Source organism: Crossiella sp. SN42 (assembly GCF_023897065.1).
GTDB lineage: Bacteria > Actinomycetota > Actinomycetes > Mycobacteriales > Pseudonocardiaceae > Crossiella.
Genome location: NZ_JAMHIV010000003.1, coordinates 145,181 through 164,342, shown reverse-complemented (window position 1 = coordinate 164,342; position 19,162 = coordinate 145,181). Strand labels below are relative to the sequence as shown.

The window sequence follows — 19,162 nt, the reverse complement described above, 5'->3', positions numbered from 1 at the left end:
GCGACACCCCATCGCACTGCTTGTGGCGGTGGTCGTCATGACCGGCAGCCTCATCGCACCGCTCATCCCGCCCACCGTCGTCCCAGGACGCTCCGGCCGTCCAACTCCGGGCCCCCAGGGCACTGCCGGTCGTAAGCTGCCGCTGGCCACCGTAGCCAGCCCACCAGCCCGCACCGCCACCACCCTGTACCGGCTGTCCGCGATCGACTGCAACGGCCGCATCCTCGACCGCGCCATCCTCACCGCACTCGGCTGGTCAGCAGGCACCCGGCTGGCCGTGCGCACCGCCCGCAACCTCCTGGTGCTCACCGCGCACGAGGCCGGGCAGTTCGCGATCCGCAACCAGGGCGATCTCTGGCTCCCGGCCACCCTGCGCCGCGCCTGCGGCCTGGCAGCCGGCGACCGGCTCTTGCTGGCCGCCGACCCGCCGCTCGGTCGGCTGACGCTGATCCCGCCCGCCGGGCTGGATGAGCTGCTTGCCCAACGCGCCGACGAACTGGGCGGTGAGCACCGATGAACCCCCACCCCAACCTCGCGATCGTCGTAGAAACCGTCGAGCGCATCCGGCGCCAAGTCGATGCGCTGCTGTGGACCGGGATCGTGCTCGGACTGCTGTTCACCATGATCAATGTCCACGACTTCGCCGCCGTGGGAGCCCCCGCGTTCACGCTGGTCTGGTGGGCGGCCTGGCTCCTGGACCCCATGGTGTCGCTGGTGCTGATCGCGATCCTGCGCGCCGAGCAGATCACCGCCCGCCACCAAGTCGCCGTAGGCCCCTGGGTCCGGCGTGCGAAGTGGGCGACGCTGGCCGCGACCTACGCCATGAACACCTGGACCGCCTGGGCCGGGAACTCCTGGGGACCGGTGCTGCTGCACTCAGTGCCCCCGCTGGTGGTCTTCCTCGCCGCCGAGGCCCTGACCGACCTCAACGACAAACTCACCCAAGCCAGCCTGAACGCCTGCACCGCCCCGACCTCCGCACCGTTCACCGACACCCCGGTCACACCGTTCATGAACACCGCCACGCCGCCGGTGAACGACAGCAGCAGCACCGCCACCAACACCACCGCAGCCGTTCATGAACACCCCGCCCGTACCGTTCATGAACACACTCGCTCCACCAGAAGCGCTGGTGGTCGGCAGAAGTGCGGCACGGCCCGCATCAGCTTCGACGACTACCTCACCACCGCCCGTCGTGAACGCACCCCCGACACGGTGGTCACCCCAGCCTGGGTCCGCGAGGTCACCGACTGCTCCCGCGGCCTGTCTTCCCGGCTCGCGGCCACCCTCCTCTCCGAGCCCGCGCCGCACCCGATCGCGTTCACCACGCCAGCGGTGAACGGTGCCCGCGCTGAACTCGTGAACGCCACTGCCACCGGGGAGGTGCGGTCATGAACGCCGCCACCACGGCCGTCACGGACGCAGCCAAACTGGATGCTGCCCGCGTGCTGCTGACCAGCCTGGGCATCTCGGTGACCGACCTGGCCAACGCCCCCGAGAACCGGCCACCGGTCCCAACCTTCGCCGAGTACATCCCGAAGATCACCGACGCTGTCGGCGAGGGCACCCGCCGCAACTACGGCACCTACTGGAACCGCATCCTCACCCGCTGGGGTCACCGTCGCCTGGACGAACCGACCCCCACCGAGATCGAACTGCTCGCCCAAGAAATCCGGGCTACGGCGCTGGTGCGGCGCAACTCCCGCGGCGGGCGCAGCGCCGCCGAACACCTCATCGCCGCCCTGCGCTGCCTGTTCCGGCACGCCGAAACCGACGGCCTCATCCCCACCGGCAGCAACCCGGCACTGAAGGTGCCCAAGCCCCGGCGGCTGCCCTCGACCCGGTGCGCGGTGGCCAACGACCGCCTCGCCGAGATCAACCACATCGCCGCCACCACCGGCAACGACCCCGAACTCGACACCCTCCTACTCCGCCTGCACACCGAGACCGCCTGCCGCCGCAGCGGAGCCCTGGCCCTACGCCCCCAAGACCTGGATGAGACCCAGTGCCTGATCTACCTGCGGGAGAAAGGTGAAACCGCCCGCTGGCAACCGGTCTCACCCACTCTGATGCGCGCCCTGATCCGGCACGCCCAGCAACGCGGAGCGCCCAAGGACGGCCAACTGCTGCGCTATACCAGCGGCCGCCCGATCACCCGGCGCCGCTACGACCACCTGTGGACCCGGATCGGCAAGCACCTGCCGTGGGCGGCGGCCCAGCAGGTCTCCATTCACTGGCTGCGGCACACCACGTTGACCTGGGTGGAGCGGACCTTCGGCTACGGCATCGCGCACGCCTTCGCCGGCCACACCGACGAAGCGGGTGACACCGGGTCTACCACGACCTACATCCGGGGCCAGCTCCACGAAATCGCCGCCGCACTGTCGACGTTGACTGGAGAACAGCATCCCCTAGCCCTGGTCGCCTAGCCCAGATGGGTGAGCCCGTCGGCTCATACCAGCGGACTCACCCATCTCAATATGGTGCGGGGTTGTACAGCTGTCGATGCCTCCGCCCACTTCTCCAGACATCAGCACGACTCTGCGACAACGCGATTGCGATCAATTGGTCATCAGACCTCGCGCGCCAGCCTGGCGCCCTTCGCGGGAGATCAAGATCCAGCCTTCTGCTGGCCAGTGTCGTGGACTTTCGGGGTTCCTGCGGCGTCCGCACACCACCAGTGAGAAACTGCCGTCTCAGCCAGTGGCCTACCGGCCGTGTCAGCTTGACCGAAGGATCATGTGTGGAGCGGTTGCCTGATCCCGAACGCTCATACGCCGTCTTGATCGGGGTGAGCACCTACGAGTCCAGCCAACTCCCGGACCTGCCTGCGGTCAGCAACAACCTTACTTCGCTAGCCGAGGTGTTGACCGACCCCGAGGTGGGTGGGTTCGCTCCCGGGCACTGCGCGATTGTTCATGACCCAGGTGAAGTTCGTGATGTCCACCGAGTCCTCCGGGAACACGCGGACCGAGCTGAAGATACTTTCCTGGTCTACTTTGCCGGGCACGGTCTACTTGGAACCACCCGGCACGAACTCCACCTGGCACTGGCAGAGACTGATCACTCCGATCTCCGCATCAGCGCCCTGGGATTTGACCTAGTACGCGAGCTTTTTCTCAGCAGTCGGGCAACCAATCGGGTGCTCATCCTCGACTGCTGTTACAGCGGCCGCGCTGTCTACGAGTTCATGACGACAGCCTCCGATGTGGTCTTGGGGCAGATCGAAATTACGGGCACCTACACCCTGACCTCAGCCCCTGCTAACGGACTGGCCCTAGCTCCGCTCGGCGCCACCTACACCGTGTTCACGGGTGCACTCCTCGATCTGCTCACGCGCGGCTTGACTGACGGTCCTCCACTGTTGGCCCTGGGTGACATCTATCGTCACCTGCGACGGCTCATGACCGCTCAGGGCTATCCACTGCCACAACGACTTGGGAGTGGCACCACAGACCTCCTGGCCCTGGCCCGAAATCGAGCATTCGCTCCTCCCGCCACCCTCGAAGGCTTCTCTCGGTACCCCCACCTTCCAAAGCCGACCCACACCGCGCCCGTACAAACATCACTTGCGGAGATTGAGCCAGCATTTCACCGCTTCACTCAGTCGTTACCCCACAAGAGATTGGGACGGGAAATTGCGGTACTGCTGATCCTCATTACAGTGAGCATCGGAGGATTTCTGATCGCCCAAGGCTTGCCACCAGTGAGCATTACAGGATCCCCACAAGCCGCAAGTTCATCAACGACGACTACCTCCTCCAATCTTTCAACAGCATCCAGCACAATACCGACCACCACCACGAGGACTACCATCGTTAAATCGCCTCCGGCAGCAGCTGATATCGAGCTTATCCGATCAGTGCAAGTGAACGTCTACAATAATTCCAACATCAAAAATCTAAATCAACAAGCGGCAGATTATCTTAAAGACGACGGATGGACCGTCGAGAATGGCGGGAACTATTCCGCCGGCATTATACCTACAAGTACCGTCTATTATCGCACCGGCACCACCGAAGACGCTGCCGCGAAGCTCCTCGCCCGACGCTTCAAAATTCGCGCTGAACCGCGATTTGATGGCCTCAAGGAGGCGAAGCCAGGTCTAATTCTAATTGTCACGAGGGACTTTCCATCGCCTAGCTGACCCGACCGTGGTGAACATCTACCACCAGTCCGACCGCTCCCGCTTCAGCTGACTATCCCATTCCAGAGCAAGGCTGGCACGATGAACCCTATTCAGTCGGACAGGCATGGTCCCGATCCTTTCCGGCCGACGCTCCCCGAGTTGTGGCTCACAGCTGCGAGCGCTCGTGCGGGCGACCAGTTGCTCGACCTCTACACCTGGCTAGGCAATGAAGACGATCTTCGGGGGCGTCTAGCACTACGCACGAGGTCAGTCAAACCAGGGGAAATGGGCGGTGTCCTGGATGTTCTGACTGTGGCAGTGGCCTCAATTGGAGCGGGTTCACTTCTGGCGCAGTCCGTGTTGACGTGGCTGGCCCACCAGCGGTCTGACGTAGTGATCACGGTAAGCACGCCCGAGGGCCAGCAGGTGATCATCGACGTGCGCCGTAGTCTTGACCCCGCTGCACTGATTCGAGAAATTCAGGATCTGATCCACTCTCCCGACATCAAGGTCGGCACCACTCAGAATACTATAGCCGCACCGCAGGGGAGCGGTAACGTGCAAGCAGGAACTATTTACGGTGGTGTCCATATACACCCCATTCAACCTGACTACGACATCTACTCGAAACGAGAAGCCGACGGAGAAGATAGCCCTGAGGAAGACGGTCCCAGAGCGAGCTCTTGAATTCAATACCTACCTCTACCGTCACACTTGCTCTAAATACTTCCCCTTCTTTCATATCCGCAACTTCAACACTATAGATAAACGATGTTGAATTCACCGAGAGCAGGTGGCATAAACACAGGCGACAACAGATTTCACCAGCGACGGCTAGCACCGTCCGCTTTGCAAGGTCGTCGTCCCAGCCTGCGGGTCACACTGCTGAGCGTGGGTGACTACTCGGTTCTCGCCACTGTGCGCTGTGGACTCCTTAACCCGCGACCTGGACGCACAGCAGGACCTCGGTTCCGGTGTAGCACATTGTTATCGATGCTCTTCGGCCCACTTCCGAACGAAGCTGCAAAGCCTGGGACAGCAGACACAAGCGGCCAAGTAGGCGAATGCCAGCCAACTCCGAGGCCAGGACCGCACCGGAATGACAGCTTGGTCACTCGCCGTCGAAACTAGCGCAACTCATAGCTCCGAATGAGATGGGAACGGTCGTTCAACAAAAACTCCAACCGAGCATCGTTCCATACCTCGATATTCGGCCTTCGACCACGAGAATTGTGTCGCTCAATCCAAGAAACAGCATCGGACGTGAAGCGCCCGCTCGTCGCAATAACAAGAACATCGAACGACGGATCTTGCCAGTGGTCAATGCTCACGACAGCCTGAAACCGAGATCCGTTCTGGCCCGCTGCAGGTCCGTGCATCCCTACGCTCCTGTAGCGCCACAATGGAGAGCGAGCCGAGGTGGAACAGGCCCTGTTCCGAGGTTAGCCACTCCAGCTCCGACCACGGCACGTCACTATCTTCCCCGTGGTAGTGGGCACTGTCGCGGTTAGGGGCCCGCTGACACGGACCAGTTCCGGGCTCGCTCCCCTGACACCGTGGCCAGTGGGTGGGGTTCGCCGGTCAGCCTGGCCAGGGCGGCGGCGACTTCTTCGAGTTCGGCGCGGATGTAGGTCGTGGTGGTGCCCGCGTCGCTCTTGCCCTCGTGCCCGGCGAACGCCCTGGCCACGCCGTAGCCGAAGTGGCGTTCGACGTAGGTGAGGGTGGTGTGCCGCAGCCAGTGGGTGCTGACCTGCTGGGTGGCCACCGAGGGCAGGTGCCGGCCCAGGCGTTGCCAGAGGTGGTCGTAGCGGCGGGCGGTGATCGGCTGGCCGTTGAGGTAGCGGAGCAGGCGTCCCTCCGGCGGGGCGCCGCGGTCTTGGGCGTGCCGGAGCAGGTGGGTCATCAAGGTCGGGGAGACCGGTTGCCAGCGCGCGGTCTCACCTTTCTCCCGCAGGTAGATCAGGCACTGCGTCTCATCGAGGTCTTGAGGGCGCAGGTCCAGGGCGCCGCCGCGGCGGCAGGCGGTCTCGGTGTGCAGGCGCAGGATCAGCGTGTCGAGTTCGGGGTCGTTGCCGGTGGTGGCGGCAACCTCGTTGATCTCGGCGAGCCGGGCGGCGGGGAGGGCGCGGCGGGTGCTGGCCAGTCGGCGGGGTTTGGGCACGCGCAGGGCGGGGTTGTTGCCTTCGGAGATCAGGCCGTCGTTGACGGCGTGGCGGTAGACGCAGCGCAGGGCGCCGATGAGGTGTTCGGCGGCGCTGCGGCCGCCTCGGGAGTTGCGACGGGCCACGGCGTTAGCCTTGGTCTGCTCGGCGAGTTGTTTGATCTCCAGCGGGGTTGGCTCGTCCACGCGTCGCTCGCCCCAAGCGGTGATGATCCGGTGCCAGTAGGGCTGATAGGCGCGGCGGGTGCCGGCCGGGACGGCGCTGGCGATGCGTGGCAGATACTCCCGGAACAGCGGGACCGGTGCCGCGGTGGTGGGTTCGGTGAGGAGTTGTTCGGCGCTGACGCCCAGGCGGGCCAGCAGCAGGCGGGCGGTCTCGATGTCGTCGTGCTGCATCAGTCCGCCCCGGTGTGCAGGGCGGTGTGGTAGGCCAGCAGCATCGCCCCGAACGCGGCCGGGGTGTAGACGGCCAGCAGGCCGAGGTCGGGGTAGGCCGCTACGAGCAGTCGGGCACCGGTGGCCAGGTGGCAGGCGCGCCGGATCGCGGCGGGCAGCCGCAGGTGGCCTTGGCGGGTGACCGCGGTGGTGGTCCCGGGTCGCAGGATCACCACGATCACGAGACCGCGCACCACCGTGAGGGAGACCGTGGACTCCGGCAGCCAGCCCAACCGGCACAGCGGGGAGCGGTCAGCGAGCCGCCCGCGCGCGTCGATGCTCGTAACGGTGCACCACGGCGCCCGGATTCGCGGTGGCGTGATCAGGGGCGCAACAGGCAGCCCCGGCTGGTGCGCGCGACCGCGTGCAGCGCGCCCGGTCACCGCCGAGACCAGCTGGCCTCCGATCGACGGCTGCCCCACCGTGGCAGGCAGAGCCTCCGGCCCCCCAGGGTTCTGGCGGTGAGCAGCCATCGGCCCGCCTGCTGTGTCGTCGGAGCCGGAGGATGCGCCGGAGGTCGTGCAGAGGCCTCCCGCGCTGCGTGGCAGAGGCGCCGGGTACTCGAGTGTGGACTGGACCGGCAGGTTCATCGCCGCCGCCGCGGTGACGTCAGCGGGCAAGCCACTCCGCCCTGCGTGAGCGGTGCGCCGGAGGTCGGTGCTTGCAGGATGAGGACGTCCTCATGCGCGATCACCGAGACCGGGATGCCGCGGGCGCGGAGTTTGCGGACGTAGTCGAGTTGGAAGAACGACGAGCGGGGTACCAGGTGCCTGTCCCGTATCCCGGCCAACAGGGCCACGCACCTCTGTACCGGTTGGAGTCCGGCGGCGACTGCGGCCTGCAAGGTCAATGACGGGAAGTCCAGGAGTTCGCCGTTGTGCCGGAAGGGGCGGGTGGTGATCGCCACGATGCCGCCGGGTCGCAGCAGCGGCAGCGCGGCGCGGAGGATCTCGGTGAAGGCGTCGAGCAGCTGTGGCAAGCTGCGGTGGGCGAGGTTGTTGCGGTCGTGGCCGTAGACGTGATCGAACTTTTGCACGCCGTGGCCGCGGTCATGGCGGATGTGCCCGTGGGTTGATGGCCCGTAGGGCGGGGAGGTAAGTAGTAGCGAGAGCTGGGCGGGGTAGTGCTCGGCGAGCTGGGGCAGGGTGTGGCGGGCATCGCCCTGGTGGATGTGGCCGGTGCCCGTGGCGCCGAGTTGCGCGGCGAGGGCGAGGTTGGCCTGGGCCAGCTCGGCCCAGCGTGGTTCATACTCCACGCCCACGGCGTGCCGGCCGGCGTGGACGGCTTCGACGAGGGTGGTGCCGATGCCGCACATCGGATCGCCGACGAAGTCGCCGGGGCTGGTGAAGGTGGCGATGGCGTGGCGAGCGATTGCAGGCAGCATCTTGGCCGGGTGCGCGACGCTGCCAGGCACATAGCGGCCCTGGCGTTGAGTGCCGGCGACTTGTTGCGCGGTCGGCCATACGGACACCGGTAGCTGCTCCAACTGCGCGCGGTCTGCGCGCAGTGTGGGCGCGCGGTGGGAGTGAGTCACCGGATGCCTCCGTGGTCGGCGGTGAACAGCAGCAGGTCGTGGTGGGCAGGCACCTGCACCGGGTCGCTGACCGCTTGTGCGTTCGTGTCCGGGCGGGCGGGGACGGTGATGATGTGCTGGCGGTAGGTGAACCCGGCCGCGGTGGCCGCGGCGATGACCAGGCCAGCGGAGTTGACGAACCGGCCGGCACCGCTCGGGCTTGCTGTAAGCACGGCCAGCACCCCACCGGGCTGCAGCCAGGACACCCAGTCGGTGTAGGGCTGCCTGCTGGGAGTGATGCGGGGCAGTGGGAGTTCGACGGCCAGGACGAGCCCGGCGCTGTGTGGGGCGATCGGTGGCAACGGCCACCGGCGCCGCGAGTTCGGGTTGGTTTGGTTGGTGACCGCAGAATCGACGGGACGGCTGCCCATGGTCGTGGCGTGTTCCGGGGCGACCACGGTGTGCCGGTGCCCAGAGGTGTCGACGACCGCCGCAATGCGTGCGGCGTCTTGACCGGTGACTACGACGGTATCTGCGGACTGGGAGTATTCGTCGGCAATCCGGGCGATTGTGGCTCGGGAAACCGACTCTATGAGACGTGGTAGGCCGCTGTTTTCTTCTGCGCCGAGATCGCAGAGCCAGACAGCCAGGGGCACGGTTGAACGTGGGACAGATCCGCATGTTCTGCTTCGCAAGCCGCTTTGAGTTCGCGAGCTGGTTACGGTCATGGCGCGAATTCACCTCCTGGCCAACTACTTGTTCCGACGCCTACCTAAAGCGGATGGAATTGGGCGGATTCACATCCCGGGCAGAAATTCGCAGCAGCCTGTCGATGCTGGCGACGCCGGGCGGGCTGATGAGAGGCGAGTCGGTTGCGCGGTGACTGAACGCATCGCGGTCACACCGCGCTTAGAGCGTGATTCGCGGCGAATTAAGTTTTCGGGTCCGTGGCCTGGGTTGCCTGGGCCGGGCAGGTGGGCTGACACCACTGGTCGGGGCGATGTCTCACAAGATCAGCACCTCGTGCACGGGTGGCTGACAGATCGCTGTGCGGGGCTCACAAGATCGTGGTGTGTGGGCGGTGTCAGGCCGGGCGCGCTGGCTGGAGGGCGTCATCACCGCCGACCGGCCGCCGCGCTGCGGTGGCCGCCGCCGAAAGGGGCGCCGACATGGCCGCGCACCACCCCCGCCGCCGCCGAACCACCACCAGCAAGAGCCCACAGGACACCGCAACCGCGACCCAGACAGCTGGCCCACGCCCGGTGGGCGTGGGCGCGACCTGGGCCTCGCTGTCGGTGCTGGATGCCGCTGAGCAGGCGTTTCAGTTGCTGTGCGCCGGGCCGCTTCCGTTGGCCGTTGAGGGCGACGAGCTCGGCTGCGGTCTGCCCGAGCGGCCGGTGCCGCTGATCGAACTGCGCGAGATCCTGCTCTCCCCCGACGCCACCCACGCACTGCGCGAGACCACCTGGGCGCACCTGGTGCGCAACGCCCAGACCTCCAAACCGGCGTGGGTGGTGGGTGCGGTGGGCATGGCCCTGCCGGGGTTGCGGGCCGCAGCCGGGCACCTGGCCTTCGGCTACACCGGCGAGGTCGATGACCTCGACGCCGAGGTGCTGGCCGGGTTCTGCGACCGGCTCAAGACCATCGACCCGGATGCCGGCAACCTCGCCGCCCGGCTGATCTGGGCCGCCCAGCGCGCCGGCGCGAGGCTGCGCGCCAAAGAATGGGACGGGCAGACGCGGATGGTTCCGTGGCGGGATGCGGCAATGCCGACCGCACCGGCCCGGCACCCCGATCTCGTGCTGGCCGCAGCGATCCGGGACGGAATTCTCACCCTGCGGGAAGCCACCATTATCGGAGCCACCCGCTTGGAAGGACAGAAGCTGCGTGACCTCGCACCTCGGTTCGGGCTGACCTACCGTCAGATTTGCTACCTGCGAGAAAAGGCCGAACAGCGACTCGTCGCCTACCTCACCGGGGGCTCCGATACAGAATCGCCGGCCAACCGGTGTGAATCCGGCGTCGACCGTGCGCTTTAGACAGCAGCGGGGGCGGAATGCCCGCCAGTCTCCGACTCACGCTTCCCACCCCGGGCTGCGTTGTCGTGTGGGTTCCGGCGTGCGTTTCCCCGCTTCCAGGTCCGTCGCGACGCGCTGTGCGCGGAAAGGGGTCAGCGCCATGCACGCTCACCCGAAGGCGACCGCCCAGCCACGGCGGGCGCGGCGGTGGCTGTCGCGCTGCGTAGCCGTAGCCGCCGCCGTGGTGTTCGTCGTCCTCAGCACGGCGGTGCCCGCGCTGGCGGCTCCTCCCACTGACCTCAACCAGGTAATCGAACGGATCCGCCTGGCCCTGCTCGTGCTGGGTGGTGCGCTTGTCGGGCTGTTCATCACCATCGGGTTCCTCCGCTACATCACCTCCGACGGGGAGGAAGGCGAGGTCGCGCGGGCGAAGAAGTCGATCCGCAACGCCGGGATCGGCTTCATCGGCACGGCCATCGCGCAGTTGATCGTCAAGATCCTGCAGTCGGTGGTGAGCTAGCCATGCCGGCCACCGCACTCCCAGATCCGCACCGGCGGCCACGACCGGGACCGCACTGGCCGCTAGCCGTGCTCGGACTCGTGGTCGCGCTGGCCGGGCTTGTCCTGGCCCTGCTGCTCGCCGGTGCCGGAGGCCGGAGCGCGTGGGCGGAGCCGACCGAGCCGACACCGGTACCGATCTTGCCCACCGCCCCACCACCGAACACGTCCCCACCACCCAGCTCCACCCCCGCCTCCCCGAGCCCTGCCCCGACGTCGCCGCCGGTGCCGTCGCCGTTGGATCCGTCGATCTGGGGCGGGTTGTCCGGGTTCGGGATGGTCGAGCAGGTCGGGCGCGCGATCAACGAGTGGTTCCGCGACCTGGTGCACACCGGCCTGCAAGCCTTGCTGGATCTGCTGGGCAGCACGGTGCTGTCCACCCCGGAGCTGGCCGGGATGCCCCGCATCGCTGAGTTGTGGGAGTGGGCCCGGCACATCGCCAACGCCTTCTACGTGCTGCTGGCCACCGCCTCCGGCCTGATCCTGATGGCCCACGAAACCCTGCAAACCCGATATGCGGTCAAGGAACTCGCGCCGCGGCTGGTGATCGGGTTCCTGGCCAGCAACCTCAGCCTGACCATCGTCGGCCAGGCCATCACGATGGCCAACGCCCTCTCGGCGGCGATTCTCGGGGAGGGCACCGGCCCGGCGAGCCTGGTCGGGCAGCTCAACACCCACATCGTGGGCCAGCTGCAGACCGCGGGGATCTTCGTGCTGCTGCTGGCGGTGGTGCTGATCGTGCTGATCGTGATCCTGCTGCTGATCTGGATCGTGCGCATCGCCCTGACCGCGGTCCTCGTCGTCGCCGCGCCCCTGGCGTTGTCCGCGCACGCCTTGCCGCATACCGAGGGGCTGGCGCGGTTGTGGTGGAAGGCGATGATCGCCTTGCTGTCGGTCCAGATCGCCCAGGCCCTGGTGCTCATCCTGGCGTTGCGGTCGTTTTTCGCCACCGCCGATCCCACCCCGGGCTGGATCGGCATCGGCACCGGCGTCATGACCTTCCTGGTGTTCCTGGTGCTGCTCTACATCGAGATCAAGATCCCGTTCTGGGCGTTCCAGCAGGTCTGGGTCGGTCGGGGCGGGATGCTGACCTCGCTGGTGAAGTACGCGATCGCCGCCAAGACCCTGGGCCTGCTCGGCCTGGGCAAAGGCGCCCGCACCGCGGTGGCGGGCGGCGCGGGTCGGGGCGGGCGGTTCGCCGGGGCGGTGGCGGGTGCGGCGCGGCAAGGCACTGCCCGCGCGGTGGCCGCGACGGTTCCGGCGGGGCAGTTGGCGCCGCAGTTCGTGGCCAAGCCGACCCCCGCGAAGGCCCAACAGCGCCTGGCCCAAGCGCAAGCGCGGATCCGCACCGCTGGGGAACGAGCCCGCGCACAAGCCATCCGGTCCTACACCGCGCCGAAGGCACACGCGACCCCGCCACCGGCCACCAGGCGCGTTACCTCCCCGGCCGTGCGCATCGGCGCAACACCACCCCGGGCCTCGACCACCCCCGCCCGCCTGTCCACCACGCCGGTGGCCGGTGCGGTGCAGCCCGCACGGATCTCTGCTCCCCCGACACCGACGGCGCGGACGCCACGGCCGACCGCCGTGACGCCGCCGCGGACCTCCACCGTCCCACCCACCCGAGCCCGCACCCCAGTGGCGTCCACGCCGGTCACCGCTGCGCCGAACCCGGCCGCCTACACCCCGGCCCGGATCTCGGCGACGCCCCCGCGGATCTCCCGCACGCAACCTCCGCGGCCGGCACCGCCACCGGATCCGGCGGCTTACACCCCGGCGCGGATCTCCGCCGAACCCGCGCGCCTGTCCACCAGCACGCCCAGCGTGCAGGTCCAGCCCGCCGACGGGACCGCCTCCACGCGGCGTCGGCGCATCCGGCGGCGCGACCCGAGCGCAACGAAGGAGTGAGCACGATGGCACGCCGCCAGCACGAGGTGCCGATGACCGCCGCGGTCCCGGCTGACATCGACCGCCCGGACCGGATCGCCTTCGGGCTCACCGCCCGCCAACTGGCCGTGCTCGGCGCGGTCGCGGCCGGACTGTGGGGGCTGTATGAGCTGACCGCTGAGTTGGTGCCGATCGGGGTGTTCCTCACCGTCGCGGTCCCGGTCACCGGCGTGGCCATCGTGGCTGTGGTCGGCAAGCGGCACGGCCGGGGTTTTGATCAGGTGCTGCTGTCGGTGCTGCGGCATCACCTCGCCCCACGCCGTCTGGTCCCCGCCGATGCGGTTCCCGGCCGCACCGTGCCAGACGCACCGAGCTGGGTGCACGCTCGGGCCGGAGCGCTACCGGCGCCGCTGCGGCTGCCGATCACCGCGATCAGCCCCGAAGGGGTCCTGGATCTGGGCCGGGATGGCCAGGTGGTGCAGTGCGCCTGCTCGGGGGTGAACTTCGGGCTGCGCACCCCAGGCGAACAACGCGTCCTCATCCTCGGCTTCGCCAGCTGGCTGCACTCCCTGACCGGCCCAGCCCAGATCGTGGTGCGCGCCGAACGCCTCAACCTCGACCCGAGCATCGCCGCGTTGCGCGAGATCGCGCCCAGCCTGCCCCACCCGGCCCTGGAGGAGGCCTGTCACGCCCACGCCGACTTCCTGGCCGAGCTGGGCGCTTCCCGGGATCTGCTGCGCCGCCAGATCCTGCTGATCTTGACCGCCCCCGGCGGCGGTCGTGGCGGGGCGGGGCAGGCGGTGCTGCGCCAGGCCGCCTTGGCCCGGCAACTGCTGGCCTCCGCCGAAGTCCTCGTGCGCCCGCTCGACGGCGCCGACGTCCAGCGCGTCCTCGCCACCGCCGCCGACCCCCACGGCGAACCCGCCGATCCCGGCGGTGCAGCCTTCGCCAGCGGCACCGTCACCGCCAGCCCAACCGCGCTGGCCCCCGAACCCGACCTAGACCGGAGATGAACACCATGCGGAAACTGTTCTCCCGCAACACCTCCGGCCACAGCGGACAGCAGGTACAGGCCGGACCCGAGGCCGTCGAGGTCTCCCCGCGGCACCTGCGGCTGGGTGAGGGGTTCGCTGCGACGGTGGTGGTCACCGGTTACCCGGCCGAGGTCGGCGCCGGATGGCTGGAACCCCTGCTCTGCTACCCCGGGCGTCTGGACGTGGCCCTGCACATCGACCCGGTCGACCCCGAGATCGCCGCCGACCATTTGCGCAAGCAGCGCGGGCGGCTGGGCTCCTCCGATCGCGCTCAGCACGCCGACGCCCTCGACCCGGACCTCAAGGCCGCTGCCGAGGACGTGCGCGAGCTCTCCCAAGCCCTGGCGCGCGGCTACACCCGCCTGTTCAAAGTCGGCCTGTACCTGACCGTGCACGCCGCCACCGGGGAGGAGTTGGCGGCCGAGGTCGCCGAAGTCCGGGCGCTGTGCCGCTCGCTGCTGCTCAAGACCCAGCCCACCAGCTTCCGCGCCCTGCAGGGCTGGGTGTCCACCCTGCCGATGGGCACCGACCGGCTGAAGATGCGCCGCACCCTGGACACCCTCGCCCTGGCCACCGCCTTCCCCTTCACCAGCCCCGACCTCCCAGTCGATCCCGCACCCACCGCCACACCGACCGGGATCCTCTACGGGCTCAATGCCACCAGCACCGGGCTGGTGGTGTGGGACCGGTGGAGCCAGGACAACTACAACAGCACCACCCTGGCCCGCAGCGGAGCGGGCAAGTCCTTCTTCACCAAGCTCGAAGCCCTCCGCAGCCTCTACGACCACCGCGACACCGACCCCGAAGATGCGCGCGGGGTGCAGGTGTTCGTCATCGACCCCGAACACGAATACCGGCGCCTATGCCAGGCAGTAGGCGGCACCTACCTGCCCCTGGGCGCGCCCGGGATCCGGCTCAACCCCTTCGACCTGCCCGATGGCGCCCAGCACATGCGCGATGCGCTCACCCGGCGCAGCCTGTTCCTGCACGCCTTCCTCGCCGTTCTCCTCGACGCCACGCTCACCTCTGCCGAACGCGCCGTCCTCGACCGCGCCGTCACCGCCGCCTACACCTCGGTGGGCATCACCACCGACCCCCGCACCTGGACCCGACCCACCCCGCAACTTGGCCACCTCACCCAGATCCTGACCGCCGACCCCGACCCGGTCGCCCACGAGCTGGCCGCCCGGCTGGCACCGTTTGTCACCGGCGCCTACGCCGGGCTGTTCAACGGCCCCACCACCCACCGCCCCACCGGGCACCTGGTGGCGATCTCGCTGCGGGACCTGCCCGAGGAACTCAAACCCGTCGGCACCCTCCTCGCGCTGGATGCGATCTGGCGCCAGGTCCTCAACCCCCGCGCCCGCAGGCGGCGGCTGGTGATCGTGGATGAGGCGTGGCAGCTCATGCAGCAACCCGCCGGAGCGAGGTTCCTGTTCCGCATGGCCAAATCCGCCCGCAAGCTCTGGGCCGGGCTGGCCTTCGTCTCCCAGGACCCCGCCGACCTCCTGGCCACCGACCTCGGCCAAGCCATCGCCGCCAACTCCGCCACCCAGGTCCTGCTCCGCCAAGCACCCCAAGCGATCGAGGCGATCACCGAGGCGTTCGGCCTCTCCGACGGCGAACGCGACCACCTCCTGGCCGCGGGCCCCGGTGAAGCGCTGCTGCTGTCCGGGACCAGCCGGGTCGCCTTCAGCGTGGTCGCCTCCGCCGAAGAGACCCCGCTGATCACCACCGACCCGGCCGAACTCCTCGACGAGGACGACGACCTCGACTGGGCCGACCCGGGAGGGCAACCGTGATGAACAGTGCGGAGTTCCCGTCGATGGGCGCGTGGTGGGATCAGGTCGCAACCGGCCTGGCCCTGTGGTGGCAGCAGCATGCACTCGGGGCCGCCGCGAGCGTGGGAATCCTGTTGGCCGCCATGGTGATCCTGCTGGTGCTGCTGCGGCATCGGGCGCGGCGACGGTGGCCGACCGGGGCGCGGCTGGTGGAGTTGCTCCCCCCGGCAGATCTGGACTTGGCGGCCGCGCTGTCTGGCGGGCGACGGTTCTGGCGGGACCTGACCGGGACCGCACCCCCGGCCTGGCGGCGCCGGTTGTACGACTACCCCGCGCTGGCCCTGGAGTACCAGCTGACCGCGCAGCGGGTCACGGTGCGGCTGTGGATCCCCGGACCGATCCCGCCCGGCCGGGTCGAGGCGGCCGTGCGGGCCGCCTGGCCCGGGACCCTGCTCATCCCCGCCACCAACACCCCGATCCCACCCGGGCACACCGTCACCGGCGGGACGGTGCGGCTGGAACGCCCGGAGCACTTCCCGCTGCACGTCGCCGACGCCCGCGAGGATGCCGACCCGGTGCGGGCCTTGCAGTCCCTGGCCACCTCGCTGCAGCCAGGAGAACAGGCCGTGGTCCAAGTGCTGCTCCGCCCTGGTGTCGGGCGGCGGCTGCAGTGGTACCGGCGCACGGTCTACCGCCTGCACCACGGCCACCCCACCACGCGATCCGGGGTGAGCGCGCTGCCGGCCGAGCTGGCGCGGGAACTGCTGGACCTGATCACCGGCAGCCGCACCCCGGCCCGTTCATCCCACTCCCCCAGCACCCGGACCACAGATCCGCAGCGGGCGGAGGAACTTCGCGAGATCCGGGCGAAAGCGGTGTTGCCGCAGTGGGAAGTCGCCCTGCGCTACGCCACAGCCACCACCAGCACCGGTGCTGCGGGCCGCGCGCGGGTGCGGGGGCTGGCCGATGGGGTCTTCGCGATGTTCGCGGTGCTGGCCGGCCGCAACGCCCTGGCCCGCCACCGCCTCCGCCACCCAGTCACGGCCTTGGCCCGGCGGCGGTTGCGCCGCGGTGCGCTGCTCTCCACCACCGAGGTCGCCGCGTTGGCGCATCTGCCGGTGCGCAACCCGGCTCTGGCCGGGGGGCGGGCCCGCGCCGTACCCGCACCGCCGGAGGTCTTCGACCACCCCGACACCGGCCCCTGACCGGAAAGGACGTCCGCGATGCCCGCACACCACGATGCTGGTGCGCCCGCCGGACCGCGGCGGCTCACCCTCACCCCGCCCGAGGATCGGCGCAGGCAGGCAACGAAACTCCTCGGTCACGCCGATGCCGGTCCGGCGCGGCCCGTGGTGCTGCGGGTGCCGGATGCCCGTTACCACCTGCACATCTGCGGGGAAACCGGCGCCGGGAAAACCACCCTGCTGCTCAACCTGGCCCTGGCCGACATCCACGCCGGACGCGGCCTGGCCGTCATCGAACCCCGCGGCGACCTCATCCGCGACCTGCTCGACCGGATGCCCGCCGAAGCCGGCGAGCGCCTGGTGCTCATCGACCCGGATGAGACCGAAGCCCCGCCCAGCCTCAACGTCCTCGACCCTGCCGGCCTCGGCGGGGAGACCGTGGCCGATCAGCTCGTCTCCACCCTGCACCGGCTCTACCACGCCTGGTGGGGCCCCCGCGTGGAAGACACCCTCCGGGCCGCGGCCCTCACCCTGACCCGCCAGTCCGGCGCCACCCTCGCCGACATCCCCCTCTTGCTGACCAACACCGCCTACCGCCGCCAGGCCACCGCCGCCGTGCGCGCCGAAGACCCCGCCGGGATCGGCGCGTTCTGGCACGCCTTCGACCAACTCACCCCCGCCGCCGCGGCCGCCGCGATGGGCCCGGTGCTCTCCAAACTCCGCGCGGTAACCACCCGCCGGTTCGTCGCCGACCTCTTCGGCACCGCAACGAGTTCCTTCCACCCCGCCGACATCCTCGACGGCGGCATCCTCCTCGCCCGGCTACCCAAGGGTGAGCTCGGCGAGGACACCTCCCGCCTGGTCGGCTCCCTGCTGCTGTCCTCGCTGTGGCAGGCCACCACCGCCCGCGCCGGCCAACCCGAACCCCACCGCCGGGATGCCACGGTGCTGGTGGACGAATGCCAGAACTACCTGCACCTGCCCACACCCTTGGACGATGCGCTGACCGAGTCCCGCGGTTACCACGTCTCCTGGGTCCTGGCCCACCAACACCTCGACCAGCTCACCACCGTACTGCGCACCGCCCTGTCAGCCAACGCCCGCAACAAGATCCTGCTCGGCGTCTCCCCCGAAGACGCCCGCCACTTCGCCCCGCACGTCGGCCCGCACCTGTCCGCGCTGGACCTGCACACCCTGGATGCCTACCAGGCCGCCTGCCGCCTGGTCGTAGCCAACACCAACACCTCCGGCTTCACCCTGCGCACCCAACCACCCCCACCCGTCATCCCCGGCCGCGCCGACCAGCTTCGCCGCGCCGCCCGCCGCGCCGGACTGCCGCGTGCCCTCCGGCAGCAGAACCTCGCGCGCCGCCGCCGCGCCCTCCCCACCCCGGGCGAACAAGCCGCCCGACCGATCACCGACCTCTAGTCCTCGGGAAGGAGCCCACTCCATGAGCCACCCCACCCGCTCCACCGTCCCGGCCGGAGTGTCCCGGCGCCGGGCTCCGCGCCCGGCGCCGCTGGATGCGGTCGCGGTGTTGAGCCGCCTCACCGACCGCGACCGCACCATCCTGCATTTGCTGGAGGCCCACCAGGTGCTCACCACCGAACACCTGGCCGCCCTGGCCGGATTCCCCACCCTCGACCGCGCCCAACGCCGCCTCCTGACCCTCTACCGCAGCCACCTGCTCGACCGGTTCCGCCACCCCCGCCCTGACGGGTCGATGACCTCCTGGCGCTATGCCCTCGGCCCCGCCGGCGCGGCGATCCTGGCCGCCATGCGCGGCACCGAACCACCCCGCCCCGCCGCGCTACGCACCCGCCTGCTCCGGCTGGCGGCCCACCCAGCGCTCAATCACCTCCTGGGCGTCAACGGCCTGTTCGCCGACCTCGCCCGCCACACGGCCACCCACCCCGGCCACGGCCTGGCTGGGTGGCTTGGTGAGCGCCAGGCGGCCCGCGCCTGCGGCAACCTCGTCCGGCCTGATGGCCTCGGGGTGTGGCAGCACACCGGCGGCCGGGTGGTGTTCCTGCTGGAGTACGACACCGGCACCGAAAACCTCGCCCAGGTCCAGGCCAAACTCGACGGCTACCGCGGCCTGGCCCAGTCCGGCGGACCGCAACTACCGCCCGCCCTAACCGAGTCCTCGCGCGAGAGGGTTGCATCGCTGCCCGTGGATCAAAGTGTGCCGCAGCCGTTTTGGGTGCTCTTCCGCTTCCATTCCGCCTCCCGGGAAGTCCATCTACGCCAGCGCATCGGAGTCGATCCCGCGCTGGGCCGGCCCACGCATGGCGCCGCGCGGTGGGCTATCGCAACGACCCACGCCGAACTCACCGAAGCGCACAGCCCGGCCGGGCCGATCTGGTTGCCGCTCAACGCCTTCGTTCGGCACCCACTACAGGCGCTCCCGCCACACCCCTAGCCGACCAGCTCCGCAGCTATGGACCCGACCCGTTGCCACG

General features: G+C 69.2%; 17 protein-coding genes. 13 read left to right on the top strand and 4 right to left on the bottom strand.

Annotated features, from left to right (window positions below; translation table 11 throughout):
- Positions 1–37 precede the first annotated feature (37 nt).
- From M8C13_RS05525 to M8C13_RS05505, 5 genes are all read left to right on the top strand, one after another.
- Positions 38–517 (top strand): AbrB/MazE/SpoVT family DNA-binding domain-containing protein, encoded by a 480-nt coding sequence (locus tag M8C13_RS05525; RefSeq protein ID WP_252479368.1) that lies wholly within the window; start codon positions 38–40, stop codon positions 515–517.
- On the top strand, positions 514–1,395 hold the full coding sequence (locus M8C13_RS05520; RefSeq protein ID WP_252479367.1) for a hypothetical protein: 882 nt from the start codon (positions 514–516) through the stop codon (positions 1,393–1,395). The genes M8C13_RS05525 and M8C13_RS05520 overlap by 4 nt, the downstream gene beginning before the upstream one ends.
- Entirely contained in the window at positions 1,392–2,429 is a 1,038-nt protein-coding gene (locus tag M8C13_RS05515) for a site-specific integrase (protein WP_252479366.1), read from the top strand. Before M8C13_RS05520 ends, M8C13_RS05515 begins: the two co-directional genes overlap by 4 nt.
- A gap of 5 nt (positions 2,430–2,434) precedes the next feature.
- On the top strand, positions 2,435–4,147 hold the full coding sequence (locus tag M8C13_RS05510) for a LytR C-terminal domain-containing protein (protein WP_256508619.1): 1,713 nt from the start codon (positions 2,435–2,437) through the stop codon (positions 4,145–4,147).
- Positions 4,148–4,228: 81 nt separating this feature from the next.
- Entirely contained in the window at positions 4,229–4,816 is a 588-nt protein-coding gene (locus tag M8C13_RS05505; protein WP_252479364.1) for a hypothetical protein, read from the top strand.
- Positions 4,817–5,636: 820 nt separating this feature from the next.
- Here M8C13_RS05505 and M8C13_RS05500 read toward each other — a convergent pair.
- The 4 genes from M8C13_RS05500 to M8C13_RS05485 all read right to left on the bottom strand — a co-directional run bounded on the left by M8C13_RS05500 (position 5,637) and on the right by M8C13_RS05485 (position 8,600).
- Positions 5,637–6,686, bottom strand: a complete 1,050-nt coding sequence (locus tag M8C13_RS05500) for a site-specific integrase (RefSeq protein WP_252479363.1) — start codon at positions 6,684–6,686, stop codon at positions 5,637–5,639.
- A complete protein-coding gene (locus M8C13_RS05495; RefSeq protein ID WP_252479362.1) occupies positions 6,686–6,919 on the bottom strand; it encodes a hypothetical protein in 234 nt (77 codons plus the stop codon). Before M8C13_RS05495 ends, M8C13_RS05500 begins: the two co-directional genes overlap by 1 nt.
- A 392-nt stretch (positions 6,920–7,311) precedes the next feature.
- Positions 7,312–8,259, bottom strand: a complete 948-nt coding sequence (locus tag M8C13_RS05490; protein ID WP_374213026.1) for a TRM11 family methyltransferase — start codon at positions 8,257–8,259, stop codon at positions 7,312–7,314.
- A complete protein-coding gene (locus tag M8C13_RS05485) occupies positions 8,256–8,600 on the bottom strand; it encodes a hypothetical protein (RefSeq protein ID WP_252479360.1) in 345 nt (114 codons plus the stop codon). Before M8C13_RS05485 ends, M8C13_RS05490 begins: the two co-directional genes overlap by 4 nt.
- 807 nt (positions 8,601–9,407) lie before the next feature.
- Here M8C13_RS05485 and M8C13_RS05480 point away from each other — a divergent pair.
- The 8 genes from M8C13_RS05480 to M8C13_RS05445 all read left to right on the top strand — a co-directional run bounded on the left by M8C13_RS05480 (position 9,408) and on the right by M8C13_RS05445 (position 19,122).
- The gene (locus M8C13_RS05480; protein ID WP_252479359.1) at positions 9,408–10,277 is read left to right on the top strand and encodes a hypothetical protein; all 870 of its coding nucleotides are present in this window, start codon (positions 9,408–9,410) and stop codon (positions 10,275–10,277) included.
- A 139-nt stretch (positions 10,278–10,416) separates the two neighbouring features.
- Entirely contained in the window at positions 10,417–10,776 is a 360-nt protein-coding gene (locus M8C13_RS05475; protein WP_252479358.1) for a hypothetical protein, read from the top strand.
- Between the two features lie 263 nt (positions 10,777–11,039).
- Complete coding sequence (locus tag M8C13_RS05470) at positions 11,040–12,722, top strand: hypothetical protein (protein ID WP_252479357.1); 1,683 nt, start codon at positions 11,040–11,042, stop codon at positions 12,720–12,722.
- A 5-nt stretch (positions 12,723–12,727) separates the two neighbouring features.
- A complete protein-coding gene (locus M8C13_RS05465) occupies positions 12,728–13,714 on the top strand; it encodes a PrgI family protein (RefSeq protein WP_252479356.1) in 987 nt (328 codons plus the stop codon).
- A 5-nt stretch (positions 13,715–13,719) separates the two neighbouring features.
- Positions 13,720–15,537, top strand: a complete 1,818-nt coding sequence (locus M8C13_RS05460) for a VirB4 family type IV secretion system protein (RefSeq protein WP_252479355.1) — start codon at positions 13,720–13,722, stop codon at positions 15,535–15,537.
- Positions 15,537–16,721, top strand: coding sequence for a hypothetical protein (locus M8C13_RS05455; RefSeq protein WP_252479354.1), 1,185 nt, complete (start codon positions 15,537–15,539; stop codon positions 16,719–16,721). Before M8C13_RS05460 ends, M8C13_RS05455 begins: the two co-directional genes overlap by 1 nt.
- Before the next feature lie 18 nt (positions 16,722–16,739).
- Positions 16,740–18,128 (top strand): type IV secretory system conjugative DNA transfer family protein, encoded by a 1,389-nt coding sequence (locus tag M8C13_RS05450; RefSeq protein WP_252479353.1) that lies wholly within the window; start codon positions 16,740–16,742, stop codon positions 18,126–18,128.
- A gap of 109 nt (positions 18,129–18,237) precedes the next feature.
- The gene (locus tag M8C13_RS05445) at positions 18,238–19,122 is read left to right on the top strand and encodes a replication-relaxation family protein (protein WP_252479352.1); all 885 of its coding nucleotides are present in this window, start codon (positions 18,238–18,240) and stop codon (positions 19,120–19,122) included.
- Positions 19,123–19,162: the final 40 nt, after the last annotated feature.